General features: G+C 60.9%; 15 protein-coding genes and 2 tRNA genes. 10 read left to right on the top strand and 7 right to left on the bottom strand.

From position 1 onward, the window contains the following. The first annotated feature begins 31 nt into the window (after positions 1–31). The gene (locus DP106_RS03615) at positions 32–1,186 is read left to right on the top strand and encodes an NAD-binding protein (RefSeq protein WP_120083456.1); all 1,155 of its coding nucleotides are present in this window, start codon (positions 32–34) and stop codon (positions 1,184–1,186) included. Positions 1,187–1,262: 76 nt separating this feature from the next. Here the strand turns inward: DP106_RS03615 and DP106_RS03610 are convergent, their stop codons facing one another. Genes DP106_RS03610 through DP106_RS03600 form a run of 3 tightly spaced genes read right to left on the bottom strand, consistent with a single transcriptional unit; the run spans position 1,263 to position 3,124 of the window. Then, positions 1,263–2,048 carry a mechanosensitive ion channel domain-containing protein gene (locus tag DP106_RS03610; RefSeq protein ID WP_120083454.1) on the bottom strand — a complete coding sequence of 262 codons (786 nt, stop codon included), beginning with the start codon at positions 2,046–2,048 and terminating at the stop codon, positions 1,263–1,265. Between the two features lie 5 nt (positions 2,049–2,053). Further along, a complete protein-coding gene (gene dacZ, locus DP106_RS03605) occupies positions 2,054–2,860 on the bottom strand; it encodes a diadenylate cyclase DacZ (protein ID WP_120083453.1) in 807 nt (268 codons plus the stop codon). A gap of 45 nt (positions 2,861–2,905) precedes the next feature. Next, positions 2,906–3,124, bottom strand: a complete 219-nt coding sequence (locus DP106_RS03600) for a hypothetical protein (RefSeq protein ID WP_120083452.1) — start codon at positions 3,122–3,124, stop codon at positions 2,906–2,908. 27 nt (positions 3,125–3,151) lie between these two features. Here DP106_RS03600 and DP106_RS03595 point away from each other — a divergent pair, with 27 nt between their 5' ends. Both DP106_RS03595 and DP106_RS03590 read left to right on the top strand, forming a co-directional pair. After that, positions 3,152–4,459: an MFS transporter gene (locus DP106_RS03595; protein ID WP_120083451.1), complete on the top strand. Its 1,308-nt coding sequence runs from the start codon at positions 3,152–3,154 to the stop codon at positions 4,457–4,459. Between the two features lie 54 nt (positions 4,460–4,513). After that, positions 4,514–5,254, top strand: coding sequence for an NAD(P)/FAD-dependent oxidoreductase (locus DP106_RS03590; RefSeq protein ID WP_120083449.1), 741 nt, complete (start codon positions 4,514–4,516; stop codon positions 5,252–5,254). Between the two features lie 83 nt (positions 5,255–5,337). Here DP106_RS03590 and DP106_RS03585 read toward each other — a convergent pair whose 3' ends face one another. The 3 genes from DP106_RS03585 to DP106_RS03575 form a co-directional block, all read right to left on the bottom strand. Continuing rightward, complete coding sequence (locus DP106_RS03585; RefSeq protein ID WP_120083448.1) at positions 5,338–5,868, bottom strand: rubrerythrin-like domain-containing protein; 531 nt, start codon at positions 5,866–5,868, stop codon at positions 5,338–5,340. Between the two features lie 568 nt (positions 5,869–6,436). Further along, positions 6,437–6,521, bottom strand: a tRNA-Leu gene (locus DP106_RS03580). Between the two features lie 51 nt (positions 6,522–6,572). Further along, positions 6,573–7,295, bottom strand: a complete 723-nt coding sequence (locus DP106_RS03575) for an acyl-CoA synthetase family protein (protein WP_120083447.1) — start codon at positions 7,293–7,295, stop codon at positions 6,573–6,575. A gap of 167 nt (positions 7,296–7,462) precedes the next feature. Here DP106_RS03575 and DP106_RS03570 point away from each other — a divergent pair, with 167 nt between their 5' ends. The 5 genes from DP106_RS03570 (at position 7,463) to DP106_RS03550 (ending at position 11,500) form a co-directional block, all read left to right on the top strand. Then, positions 7,463–7,711 carry an LSM domain-containing protein gene (locus DP106_RS03570; protein WP_120083446.1) on the top strand — a complete coding sequence of 83 codons (249 nt, stop codon included), beginning with the start codon at positions 7,463–7,465 and terminating at the stop codon, positions 7,709–7,711. Next, positions 7,708–7,884 carry a 50S ribosomal protein L37e gene (locus DP106_RS03565; protein WP_120083444.1) on the top strand — a complete coding sequence of 59 codons (177 nt, stop codon included), beginning with the start codon at positions 7,708–7,710 and terminating at the stop codon, positions 7,882–7,884. Before DP106_RS03570 ends, DP106_RS03565 begins: the two co-directional genes overlap by 4 nt. A gap of 705 nt (positions 7,885–8,589) precedes the next feature. Next, positions 8,590–9,120: a hypothetical protein gene (locus DP106_RS03560; RefSeq protein ID WP_120083443.1), complete on the top strand. Its 531-nt coding sequence runs from the start codon at positions 8,590–8,592 to the stop codon at positions 9,118–9,120. 358 nt (positions 9,121–9,478) lie between these two features. Further along, a complete protein-coding gene (purF, locus tag DP106_RS03555) occupies positions 9,479–10,996 on the top strand; it encodes an amidophosphoribosyltransferase (protein ID WP_120083442.1) in 1,518 nt (505 codons plus the stop codon). A gap of 54 nt (positions 10,997–11,050) precedes the next feature. Next, positions 11,051–11,500 (top strand): hypothetical protein, encoded by a 450-nt coding sequence (locus DP106_RS03550; RefSeq protein ID WP_120083441.1) that lies wholly within the window; start codon positions 11,051–11,053, stop codon positions 11,498–11,500. 7 nt (positions 11,501–11,507) lie between these two features. Here DP106_RS03550 and DP106_RS03545 read toward each other — a convergent pair whose 3' ends face one another. Continuing rightward, the gene (locus DP106_RS03545; protein ID WP_120083515.1) at positions 11,508–12,065 is read right to left on the bottom strand and encodes a DUF420 domain-containing protein; all 558 of its coding nucleotides are present in this window, start codon (positions 12,063–12,065) and stop codon (positions 11,508–11,510) included. Between the two features lie 171 nt (positions 12,066–12,236). Between DP106_RS03545 and DP106_RS03540 the strand changes: the two genes are divergently transcribed. Beyond that, positions 12,237–12,321: transfer RNA gene (locus DP106_RS03540), tRNA-Leu, on the top strand. 171 nt (positions 12,322–12,492) lie between these two features. Further along, the gene (locus tag DP106_RS03535; RefSeq protein ID WP_120083440.1) at positions 12,493–13,038 is read left to right on the top strand and encodes a helix-turn-helix domain-containing protein; all 546 of its coding nucleotides are present in this window, start codon (positions 12,493–12,495) and stop codon (positions 13,036–13,038) included. The last annotated feature ends 5 nt before the right edge of the window (positions 13,039–13,043 follow it).

The raw sequence follows: 13,043 nt of genomic DNA, 5'->3' as shown, positions 1-13,043 counted from the left end.
TATTAGTGGTCAGCCACCCGAAGCCACCTCGATGACGTGGACACGGGAGTGGGTGAGCGTCAGAGCGTCGATCCTGCTGACGTTCGCCGTCGCCATCCTGTCGATTATGATCGGCCTCGTCCATATCACGACCGGCGGCGTTGACAGCGAACTCGCCGCGGTCGTGCCGACAGCGGTGCGGCGAACGGTCGGCTTCACCGGGACGCTAACCGGGTTTACGATGCTTGGGGGTGCGTATGCACTGAAAAGCCGTTTTCGGATCGGCTGGTATGCGACGGTCGTGTTGCTCCCGATCACGGCGATCCAAGGGCTGCTGCAGGTGTCGACGTTCTCGCTGCCGTTGGTCGGACTATCACTCATCGCGGTGCCGGCATTACTCCTCAATCGGCCGCGGTTTGATCGCTCGTTTTCGCCGTCACCAACGCAGTTGGCCGCCGGTGTGGCTCTCGTCACAGCGATCTCTTATGGAACGGTTGGCTCCTACGCGCTTCGCGAGGAGTTCACTGGAGTGACGACGCTGACCGACGCCTTCTACTACACCATCGTCACCGCCAGCACCGTCGGCTACGGCGACGTAACCGCCACTTCGGAGTTCGGTAAGCTGTTTTCGGTGTCGGTGTTGGTGATCAACGTCGCCGCCTTTGCGGTCGCTCTCGGTGTCCTGCTGACGCCCGCGATCGAAGCCCAACTCTCGAAAGCACTCGGACGTATGACAGACAGCCAGTTCAACCTCCTCGACGATCATGTGATCCTCCTCGGCTATGGGGATCTGACCGAACCGATTATCGAACATCTCGGCGACGAGACCCAGTTTGCCGTTGTCACAACAAACGAGACTGCGGCCCGGCGGCTCGCAGAGCGCGATATCGCCGTGTTGACAGCCGAACCGAGCGATGAAGCCCCGCTGCAACAGGTCAGAATCACCGACGCCCGGGCGGCGATCGCCGCCACTGAAAACGACGCCCAAGACGCGTTGGCGATTCTCACCGCCAAACAGCTCACCGACGACCTGACCGTCCTCGCGGCTGCGATGCAGCGAGAAAACGTCGCCAAACTCCGCCACGCCGGGGCCGACCGCGTTATCAGCCCCGCTGAGATCGGTGGTCGACTGCTGGCGAACTCCGCGGTCGGGAACGGCGACGCCGAGGAAGCCTCCAAACAGCTGCTCGGCGAGGATAGCGGCTAGTCGCTGCGGTAGTGTGTAACACGAAATCCGTGGCTGACGACAGTAGCGACACCGCTGGTACAGCAATCGACGGATGTTATTGCACTCGAACGATGCCGTCCTGAAGCACGGTTCGATTCGGGACGATATGTTCCTCGCCGTCGGTCTCGATGCGGGTGACAAAGAGATCGATCTCTTGGACGATCCCCTGTTGACCGGCGACAGCGACCTCGTCGCCGATGCTGTATGGTTCCGTGAGGAGGAGATAGACGCCGACCGCACCGGAGGCCAGCAGTTCCTGGGTCGCAATCGCGGTGAAGACGATGAGGGCTAAGGCATAGGCACCCAACAGCACGATCAGCGCGTTCGTGGCGACGCCGATCTGACCGAGGGCGATCAAGGTGGCGACAAAGAGGACGCTGTAGCGGGCGGTTGCCGGAATAACGCCGATCTCAGGGAGTTTGATCCCCCGGAGGCGTTCGGAGACCAACACCTCGATCTTATCGCCGATGATGATCCCGACGACGAGGATGAGCAGCGCGGTCGCGAGCTGTGGGAGGAAGACCGCCGCCGCCCGCAAAAAGAGGTCAGCAAACTGAATATTGCTGAACGTGCCGGCGATAAACACCGAGAGGATGATCACGAAGTAGCCCGCCAGCTTGGTGATGAGGCCGACCGTCGAGGTGCCGTATTCGCCGGCCGCTCGCTCAACGGCTGTGCCCTCAACGGCGTCGTCGATGCCGAGACGGTACAGCAGGCGACGACCCATAAGCATCGTCAGATACCCAAGAACGATCCCTGACAAGACGATCACGGCGGCAGCCCACAGGCGTGTGGAGATGACCGCCAGCCAGTCGGGGAGCACAAGTTGGAGGACGGACACGTCGATCAGTGCTCCTCTGGATCAAGTTCGAGTATAAGCTCGCCGCTTTTGAACGCTCTGACCAGTCCATCGGATTCCGACAGCACGATCGCCGTTGCATTGGTGTCACGGGTGATCGCACCGCCGGCCATATGGCGAGCACCGAGACCTTTTGGGATGTCGATGCCCTCCGCGCTCGGTTCGAGGTAGCGGTAGGCGGAGACGATCTTCCCGGAATCGGAGATGACGAACGCGCCATCCAAGCGCGAAAACTCCTTGAGCATCACGTTGACGATGGGATCGCCGACATGGACGTGGGATTTCTCGAAGGGGTTGTAGCTCAGCGGACGAGACTTGTTCATCACCTTGCCCGCGTCGCCGACCACGAACAGCGCGCCGACTGGGCTGCCCTTCTGGCCTTTCCGGCCGAGTTCAAGGGCGACATCGAACACGTCGCGGATGACGTTCGGGTCGGCACGAGAGTTCGTAAAGAGGTCGTAGAGGCCCGACCGCATATCTTCGCTGACCCGTACCCGGACAGCCGAGTCGGCGTCACCGGCGAAAATCGAACCGAAGCAGGCGACGGTGTTGCCCTCCTCGACGAGGTTATTATCCATCGCCCCCTCGATGCCGAATCGGATGCGATCCCTGATACCGGTGAATTCGATCGGGAGTTCAACGAAGGTCTCAGCCTCGACGGTGTTCTCCCCGGCGACGACAACAACATCGTCGATGTCCGCAAACCGCTCGTAGAACGCCCCGTTGGGCGAAAAGAGGAACACGCTGTCGATATCTGCCATGATGTCAGCAAGAACGTCATCAAAGGAACCCATTATAAAATATATGTTGGCTGGATTGGTAAAGCTGTACTGGAAGTGTCAGACACACGGCGGACAGACGTGGGCGGTGAACGCGGTCGCATCGACCCCGTTGACGGTTCGACATCGCCGGTTCAATCCGACGCTGTGCAACGGATGACTCATCGCAATACCGAGTGAGGCGTCGCCAACCGTGACAGCAACCGTCGGGGCGAAGCCCGCGAGACGAATGAAAAGCGCATTGAACGACCGCCAGTAATACCGATGTGTCGTGACCACTCATGAGGTTGTCATCGACGGTGACCGATGAACGCCAACGACCGGGCGATCACCGGCTTTGCGATGGCCGGCCACGCGATGGTTCATACCTACGAGTTAGCGGTGCCGATCTTGCTGACCGTCTGGCTCGTGGAGTTTTCGGTTACATCGGCGACGCTGGGAACGGTCGTCGCCGTCGGCTACGGGCTGTTCGGCGTCGGCGCACTGCCCGGCGGCGTGTTGGTCGATCGGTTCGGCTCTCGGCGGCTCATCGTTGCCTGCCTGTTTGGGATGGGGTCGGCGTTCATTCTGCTGGGGCTGCTGCCCGGCGTCGCCGGCATTACCGTCGCGCTGGCGGTCTGGGGACTCGCTGCCAGCGTCTACCACCCCGCCGGGTTGACGCTGATTAGCAAGGGAGCCGACGAGCGCGGGGCGGCCTTCGCCTACCACGGGATGGCCGCCAACGTCGGCATCGCTGGGGGGCCGTTTCTTACCGCGTTGCTGTTGGTCATCGTCGAGTGGCGACTCGCGGTTGTGCTGTTGGCCATCCCGGCGTTCATCGCCGGGGCTGTCGGCCTGACGGTTACCTTCGACGAAACCGCCGCTATCGACGACGACGGAACCGCTGGCGAGGATGAGAGCGGCGAGCGCGCTGTCGACGCGGGCAAAGACGACGCGAGCGACACCGCCACCGCGTCGGATGTCGACTCACTGGCGTCGTTTGTGACCGCTTCTGGTGGGTTGTTTACCACGGGCTTTCTGACCGTCTTCGTGCTCGTGTTGTTCAACGGACTGTATTATCGGGGAATGGTAACGTTCCTGCCGGAGGTGTTGAGCGACGTGCTTGATCCGTTGCTCGCGGTCGATCCGGCAGCCGCCATCGGCCCGGTTGCCGACAGCCCGGCGGCCAGCGAGTTCGACCTCTCGAAATACCTGTATGCCGGCCTGCTGGCGGTCGGTGTTGCCGGCCAGTACGTCGGCGGCAAACTCACCGACGCTATCGAGCCCGAGCGGGGGCTGGCAGGAATGTTGACGCTGCTCGTCGTGATCGCGCTGTTGTTTGTCCCCGCTTCGGGGTCGCTGCCGACGTTGCTGGCGATCAGTGTCGCGTTGGGTTTTGCGCTGTTCGGCCTCCAACCGCTGAGTCAGGCGACGATTGCGAAGTACTCGCCGCCGGCCTACCGGGGGCTGTCGTTTGGGTTTACCTATCTCGCCATTTTCGGGATCGGCGCGCTGGGGGCGTCGCTGGCAGGGGCCGCGCTCACCTACGGCTCGCAGACGACGCTGTTCGTGCTGTTGGCCGGCTTTGAGGCGATTGCGTTGGGATTGACGGTGTGGTTGATCCGACGGGCGTAGCAACGCGCTGTGTGCGAGGAGTATAATACGCTACTCCCCTAATGTGCGGACAGTATGACGCCCGCACACGACTGCGATGTGTTGATCATCGGTGGTGGCCCCGCAGGCCTGTCAGCCGGGCTGTTCACCGCTCGCGCCGAACTGGATTCCCTGCTTCTCAACGACGGCGACCCGATCCTCCGACGGAACGCCCATCTGGAGAACTACCCCGGCTTTCCGGCCGGCGTCAACAGCCACCGCCTGCTGGAGTTGATGGGCGAACAGGCCGACCGCGCCGGTTGTGACCGACAGGAGGGCCGCGTCGTCGATCTCTGGGAGTCAGCCGGCGGCTTCGTCGCCGAAACCGAAGACGGCCGGACGCTCGCCGCGAGCAACGTCGTTGCGGCGACAAAGAACACAGTCGACTTTCTCGCTGGTATCGATGGCGTCGAGATTCTGGATCGGGGGAAAAAGTTTGTCGACACCGACGACCGTGGCCGGACGGGTGTGGCGGGTCTCTACGCCGCGGGGCGGCTGGCCGCACAGCCGCATCAGGCGATCATCGTCGCCGGTCACGGCGCGACCGTCGGCGTGACGCTGATCGAGGACTCCGATGTCGAGTTCTATCACGACTGGGTGACGCCGGAGGGCTACTTCACCGACCGGGGGCGTGACCTCCCACCGGGCTGTGAGGAGATCGACGACGCGGAACGGGAATCGCGTGAGGCAGAATCGGTGGCGGTCATGCAAGGGCGGTTCGCTGAGCCACATCCCGACGAGCCACAGCAGCATCCAAGCGTGGACGATGCCGGGTGAGGCGAGGCGAACGTGGTCATACGCCACAGTAGTACTACCAGAATTGGTCGTGAACCGCCGTCGGCACGGGCAGCCATCCCCTCTCAGTCCCGTGTGACGCTGATGTTCCGTACCGGTGCGCCACACTCACCGCACTGCTTTGGTTGTGTATCCGCCGTTACACGGCGTCCACACTGTGTACACTCATATCGATTCAGTTGATTCGGATTATTCGACGTGGCGAACATACTCGTGATCGAATCGGGAACCGTTGCCAACGTCGCCGCGAGGTCGGCGGTGGTGACAATGCCAACCGCTTCACCCCCGGTTTCGACAACAAGATGTTTGATCTGGTGTTCTTGCATCCGATTGACCGCCGTCTGCACATCAGCATCCGGCGACACCGTTACCACTGAGTCGGTCATCACCGTTGCGATTGGGTCGGTGGTGTGGTTGTCGCTGACGGCTGTGAGAAGGTCTGTCTTTGTGACAATCCCGTCGAGATCCGTCATAACGACCGATCCGATATCTGCCGTGAGCAACATCTCAGCGACGTCACTTACTGGTGTGTCCTTATCGGTTGTCCGAACGGGACTACTCATGATCTCGGTGACCTGTGTATCAAGACGATTCATTGATCTGTAGCGATCCGGTAACTTTGCTCCCGATTGCTGACCGAAGCCATGGCTTCGATACAGCTCGCAGGGAACTGCCGGCTGCGGTTGCGGATTGATACTGTCGTCGATAGCTGGTATCGACTGTGGCCGTTCACCGAATGTGGTATGTTCTCATTTGAGAAGTCGTCTATCATATGTTAGTATCCACGAACCGAATCATGATAAACATTCATTATAGTAACAGCAGATAGATACGAAAGGTGCCCTCCTAACACATCGTAGAATTGAATCTGTTGAGCGTTACATGTGTTTCGGCTAGAGACCCAGGACAGTATCACTCAGCCGTATCGATCCCACTGTTGACTACGAGCTATGGGAGAATGCTGCAATGGCGACAAACCGGATTCAAGCAAGAGTTGCTTGTTCATTTGCCCCACGTCAATACGCTTGCCGTTCCCCATTCAGTGTGCGTGCGAGGAGTCGAACTGGAGCGAGACGATTATGTTCACCCCGTTCGCGCGCTGCGACTCGCAGGGTTCGAATCCTCGTCGCGCAGACACGTCTCTCACGTTCGTTCGAGACGGTATGCGCGGGACCGGATTCGAACCGGCGGACTCCTACGAGACAGCGTCCTAAGCGCTGCGCCGTTGGCCTAGCTTGGCTACCCGCGCGCACTTCGATATAGCGTCAAAGACGGCTAAGAAACTGTCGTTCCAATCGCGTTACAGCGAGAGTCCTGCGGCCGGCATCGTTGTCGCCTCCGGCGGTGTCACATCATCGCCAACGATCGCCGCGTCGGCGTTGACAGCGCGATCGGACTCACCAACCACCACCAGTGTCGTCTCGGCGAGCAAGGCGGCGATCAGGCCAACGACCGTGGCCGGAGCCGCAAGCGGCGTTCGAATCGCCAGCCGGGAGTCGCTATCGAGACCGAGAGCGTCAACAACATCGTCACCTGCGGCGAGCAACTCGCGGTGGCTGTAGGGCTCGCCGCCGGCGCGTACCGCCGGCGATTCAGGATCAACGGGGGTCTCCGGGAAGCCGGGATTTTCGCTCCAGACCTCCTGCTCCCAGTGGGTCGTCGCCGGCGACTCCGGCGGGCCGCCGTAGACCGCGAGCTTTGCGCCCGGCGGCAGGTCGTAGGCGGTCTCCTCGGCGACCGGCACCAACGTCACCCGCGCCTCGCTGGTCGGCTCAAACGTCGTCACCGCGCCAAGTTGCGCCGCCCCAAGAAATGCCAAGAGTGGCTCAGGTGCCGGCGTGATCTCGACGGCGACCGTTGCCGCCTCCCGAACCCCGAGAAACCGCAGGACGTTACCGGATTTGTAGGCGTTGGTAAAAAAATCCTGATAGCTCATTTCGCGGTCGGTGGCCGGAACGACGATCGCGGGCTGCTCCCGGCGGCGATCTCGCGGCAGCAGGTCACCGATGACAGACGCCTCCATACCCGAGGTTGGCCCGGCGGCGACAAAGCCTCGTCGCTCACCAGCCGCCGGTGTCGGGGGCGGTGAAACGCCTCACCCGCCGGCTGATAATCGGCGGGTTGACCGCAGGCAACCGACGAAATAGCGGTTCCGGTACGTTTAAGACCGAAACACAACCCTGTTCGTATATGAGTGGACGACCCCTCGATGTGCTTGAAGCGTCACTGGAGGAGGCCGTGACCGTCAGGCTGAAGGACGGAACGGCATTCACCGGCACGCTGGCGGGCTACGACCAACATATGAACGTCGTGCTTGACCCATCGACCGGGGTCGACGACGAGCCGATCGACGAGGGCGGCGTCGACGAGATCGCCGTTGAGGAAGTCGAAGACACAACCATTATACGCGGCGACAACGTCGTTTCGATCAATCTATGACCGGTGCTGGAACCCCGACTCAAGGCAAGAAGAACACCACGACACACGTCAAATGTCGCCGCTGCGGCGAGAAGTCCTACCACACGAAAAAGAAGGAATGTTCCTCGTGTGGCTTCGGCAAATCGGCGAAGCGGCGCGACTACGAATGGCAGTCGAAGTCCGGCGACAACTAAGACGGATCGCAAGCTTCGCTGCGTGTTCTTTTGACGGCTTGCAAACGCGCTGCTCTGGTTGGAATAGCGGTGATTCACATAGTCGTCGCTACTGATAAACCGTATCCTCCCCCCCCCCTCATGACACCGCACCCTGCGCGTGGTATCAGCACTCGGTAGCACCGAAAAGCGTATAGAGGATTCAATCGGCGATCACAGCGATAAAACGAATCATTTTGCGTGCATACCACTTGTAGAAGATGCCATGTGGGAGCGGAGCTAACGGTACTCACCGCGTGGGCCGCTCCTATGCAACGAATGGATGCCGAAACAGTGATTCAGGGTAGCCCGGTGCGTACAGTTCGGCAGGTAATACCAGCCCCGTGCACACGGCAGACAGCGGTGTGACCGGATTCCGTTGTGAGGAGGAACTGACACGTGACAGCGCGAGCATAGTGATTTTTGCCAGACACGTCGGCTATCTTTGACCCTCTCAGACGAACGCACGCGGAGTATCAGAGCCGCTCATCCGTACGATTGACAACTGCAACGCAGAGATCCGCTCGGCACGGTTGTCACCGCGATCACGCTACCGATGCTACTACCTCACAAAGTTTTGTCCAGTCACGCCAACATAATTCACCGTACGTCACGGCGACTGCGAGATCGGGTGAGGCCAACATGCAAGTACCGTGAGTTCTTTTGTCATGGTATAGGAGCACACAAATGAAACTCGAACTGCCCGTTCCACGCGGCGTCTCGGTCAACACACCAGAGTCCGGGCACGATGCGGTACAGATTCACGACCAGTCGGTGACCATCGCCGACGTCGACGACACCGTTGCCACCGCGGCACGCGGTGGTCTCCTCTACGGCGTCTACGACCTGCTGGCAACAGAGGGCGTCCTTTCGGAGGCCGGAATCTCCAAGCTCAAAGCCACAGTCGGCGACAGCCTCTGTGCTCGACTGGGGTACGAGGATGCTGACGGACAGTGGACTGTGGTGACAGATCCATCATTCCGGCCGCGTGAGTCGGTCAGCGTGTCGAACTCACCGCTTGGAAAAGCTGATGTGGTGCCGCTGGACGGCGACGGTTTCGCCCGGTTTCTCGGTTGGCGGGGCGACGAGAGTACACCAACATTCACCGTCCGGCTGCCGGGCACGCCGGCCAGTCGAAACGCCCGGCTGCGTTTGAACGATGCTGATAGCCTGTTCGGCACCGACAACGAAGCGACGATGAGACAGGTACTGTTATAACGAATCGGCTAAGACTGTGCTGTAAACCCTGACGAAATCCTGCTGACTGCGGCTGTCGACACGGCAAATACCTTCTCATCCGAAGTCAGCACTGTATCTGTACGAACCGCGGAGACGGTTTCATGCTTACAGGGGGCTATCGACCGTACCCGTGTGACACAAACAAAGCACTGACAGCCGGTAGTTAGTGGTTTGAGCACGATCCCGACCGAGCAGTATCGTACCAACATGCTGGCGGGGGAGCCATCTCAGCCTCCCGTCGACCGGATATGCATGTTTGTGCATATATCCGAATCAATAACACGACGAGACAGCACAAACACGGGTCTTTTTGTCGGCTGAGCACGGTATGGGAGGTATGGAACACGGCCGGGAGTCGACCCACCATGCCACCGAGGGCCCAACCGAGAAATGCGGGGTCGTCGGGATCGCACTGGAAGATCGACCCGTCGCACGACCACTCTACTACTCGCTGTACGCGCTCCAACACCGCGGCCAGGAGTCCGCCGGCATCGTCACCCACGATGGCTTCCAGCAGTACAGCCATGTCGACATGGGCCTCGTTGGCGACGCCTTCGACGAGGGCGATCTCAACTCCCTGAACGGCGCGACCGGCATCGGCCACGTCCGCTACCCAACTGAGGGCTCGATCGGCACCTGCTGTGCCCAGCCGTTTTCGGTCTCGTTTAAATCCGGCTCGCTGGGCCTGTCGCACAACGGCAACCTCATCAACGCCGATGAGATCCGCGACGAGCTCGCCAATCTCGGCCATGCCTTCACCTCCGACGGCGACACCGAGGTTATCGCCCACGACATCGCCCGCAACCTCCTTGATGAGGATCTTATCCAGGCGGTCAAACACACGATGGAGCGACTACACGGCTCGTATTCGCTGACGATTATGCACGACGAATCCGTCATCGGCGTCCGCGATCCACAGGGCAACCGCCCACTGTGTATCGGCCGGCTTGATGACGGCTACGTGTTGGCCTCCGAATCGGCCGTTATCGACACCCTCGGTGGTGAGTTAGTCCGGGACGTCGAACCGGGCGAGCTCATCGTGCTTGATACCGACGGTACGGGCTATGACTCGTATCAACTCGTCGACCGCGACACCACGGCACACTGCTTTTTCGAACACGTCTATTTTGCCCGGCCCGACTCAGTCATCGACGACAACCTCGTGTATGAGGTACGACGCAATCTCGGTCGCAAACTGTGGGAGGAAAGCGGCATCGAAAGCGATGTCGTCCTGCCGGTGCCGGACTCCGGGCGGGCGTTTGCCTCCGGCTATGCCGACGCCGCAAGCGAGACAACCGCCGATGGCGAGCCCCGCGCCGAGGACGACGACGGCGTGCGGTTCGCTGAGGGCCTGATGAAGAATCGCTACGTTGGTCGGACGTTCATCATGCCAACCCAAGATGAACGCGAACGCGCTGTACGCCTGAAGCTCAACCCCATCAAGTCGACGATCGAGGGCAAAACCGTCACCATCATCGACGACTCGATCGTTCGCGGCACAACCTCAAACCAGCTGGTCGACCTGCTGAAAGATGCCGGCGCGGAGGAGGTACACATGCGCGTGGGCGCGCCGCCGATCATCGCACCCTGTTATATGGGGATCAATATGGCGACCCGCGAGGAACTGATCGCCGCCGACAAATCCGTCGCAGAGATCCGCGATGAGATCAACGCCGACAGCCTGGCCTATCTCTCGATCGATGCTATCGCCGAGAGCCTCGACAGCCAACAGATCGATCTCTGTTTGGGCTGTGTCACCGGCGAGTACCCCTACGATATCGACGGCGAAACAACCGACCGGGAGGTCAACCGCCCGGTCGTCGGTGGTCAAGAGGCGTTCGCGGCCGACGACTGAGCAAACCGGGGAACAGCCGATAGTTTTTGTGGCTGCCGTGGGATCAGTCCAGTGATGACCGCCCTCCAGACTCGTTCGACCGTCGTGAGCGAACTGCTTCACGGCGGTGCTGTCGGCGCGATGCTGCTCGTACTCGGTGAATCGACAACGATGGCCGCCGGGACGGCAGCCGGAGTTATGCTGTTCCGGGCGATCGGCTACGCGATCCAGCAGGCGATCGGCGATTACGCCGATCATGTGCTGCTTGGCGGCGGGATACTGATCGGCGTCGGGTATCTCGCCTACAGTGGTAGTGGTGCTCTGTGGGTTGCCGGCGGTGGGCTTCTCGGTGGCTGGTTTTTGATCGACGGGCTGCAGCATCTTCGGTACGGTCGAACACGAGAACGGCCAGCAGCCCCGCTTGTCGCCGATGGGAAGGGCCAGATTCGAGGGCTTTATACCGCACTGTTCGGCCGGCTACTCGTGCCGTTCACCCTGAGCGAAACGACCGATACCAACCGGTAAGCGGGCCTCAGTACACCACATACAGCATCGCATAGACGACGACCCCAAGGCTAAACGAGATCAGCCAGAGCACGGCCGCGATCTGGCCGACACTCCGGTGTCGACTGGTGTAGATATCCTCGATCGGGCGACTGACCGCCAACAACAGGGTGTAGATCACCAACGGCACACAGATGATCGCCAGCAGGATATGCACCGCGAGAATTGGCAGATAGACAAACTGCTCGATCACCTCTGGGCCGCCGAAGTCGGTTGTCCCGGCAAGCGTGATGCGGTAGAGATAGAACACGAGAAACGCGGCAAACAGCACCGTTGAGGCGATCATGTAGTTGCGATGGGTTGTCACCTCGTTGCGACGGATCGCCCGCCACCCGGAGACGATTGTGCCGATCGCGGCGAGGCTGATACCGACGTTGAGCTCCGGGATCACCGCGATCAGTCCCTCGATGCGAGGAATAAAACGGGTTGGGATCACGCCACCAACAGCGGCAAACACCGCACCCAAGGCGAGGACGGACAACACGACGGTCAGCAGCGGCACATTGTCGCGGGCCTGCAGTTGCATACGCCCGCGTTCGAGAGCGACGATCAAAACCGTTTGTTTGTCTGTCGCCGCCGCGGACAAATCGAGCGTCGGCACCGGGGTCGATCCGATAGCGGCGACCCCGAAAAGAAAGGGCTTTTATTCAACCCCGGTGAATAATCGAATGCGTGAAAGCGTACAAAATACCCGCGAGCGTGGGTAGCCAAGCTAGGCCAACGGCGCAGCGTTGAGGGCGCTGTCCTGTAGAGGTCCGAGAGTTCAAATCTCTTCCCACGCATCGCAGGCGGTTCAGCCGCCACGATGTGGTGTTGTCTCTACGACAGCACCCACGCACATTCTACCGACAACGGTGATCGATAACCACCGGCTCTACGCTGCTGGCTCGACAGCACACCGACCCGCAACCCTTGCGTGAAGAGTTAAACCAACCACGGCCCAACCGGAACACATGGCGAAATATTCGACCGGCGACAGCGGCGGCGGTGGTGACGGCAACAGCTGCGAGCTGTGTGGCACCGCCAGCAGTCGGCTCAGCAAAGCCAACGTCGAAGGCGCGGTGCTGTTGGTCTGTCCGGACTGTGCCCCCCACGACGACAACCGGAAGACGACGAGCGACGCCGACGGGAGTTCCGGTAGCAGTGCCAGCGGCTCCAGCGGTGAGGGCAGCGACGGCCCGGATGATCGCAAGAAACGCGCCGCCCAGCGACAGGCCGAGGTGTACGATGCCGCCCAAGGCGATTCGACCCACTGGGAAGAGGAGGGCACCAACTACGAGGGCGACCGGCTGCCGTATCTCGTCGCCGACTACGCCGAGCGCGTCACCGAGGCCAGGGAGGCCGCCGACCACAGCATCGCCGACCTCGCCGCCGAGCTCGATGTCGAGGAATCCGATCTCGAAGCTATCGAGGATGGGCGCGCCACCCGAGCCGGTGTCGGTGGCTCAGCTGTTCGCACGCTCGAAGACGAGTTCGACATCGATCTCGTCGATGAGTAGCCCTG

Source organism: Halonotius pteroides (genome assembly GCF_003605635.1).
Lineage (GTDB): Archaea > Halobacteriota > Halobacteria > Halobacteriales > Haloferacaceae > Halonotius > Halonotius pteroides.
This window is presented reverse-complemented; position numbering and strand designations above follow the sequence as displayed.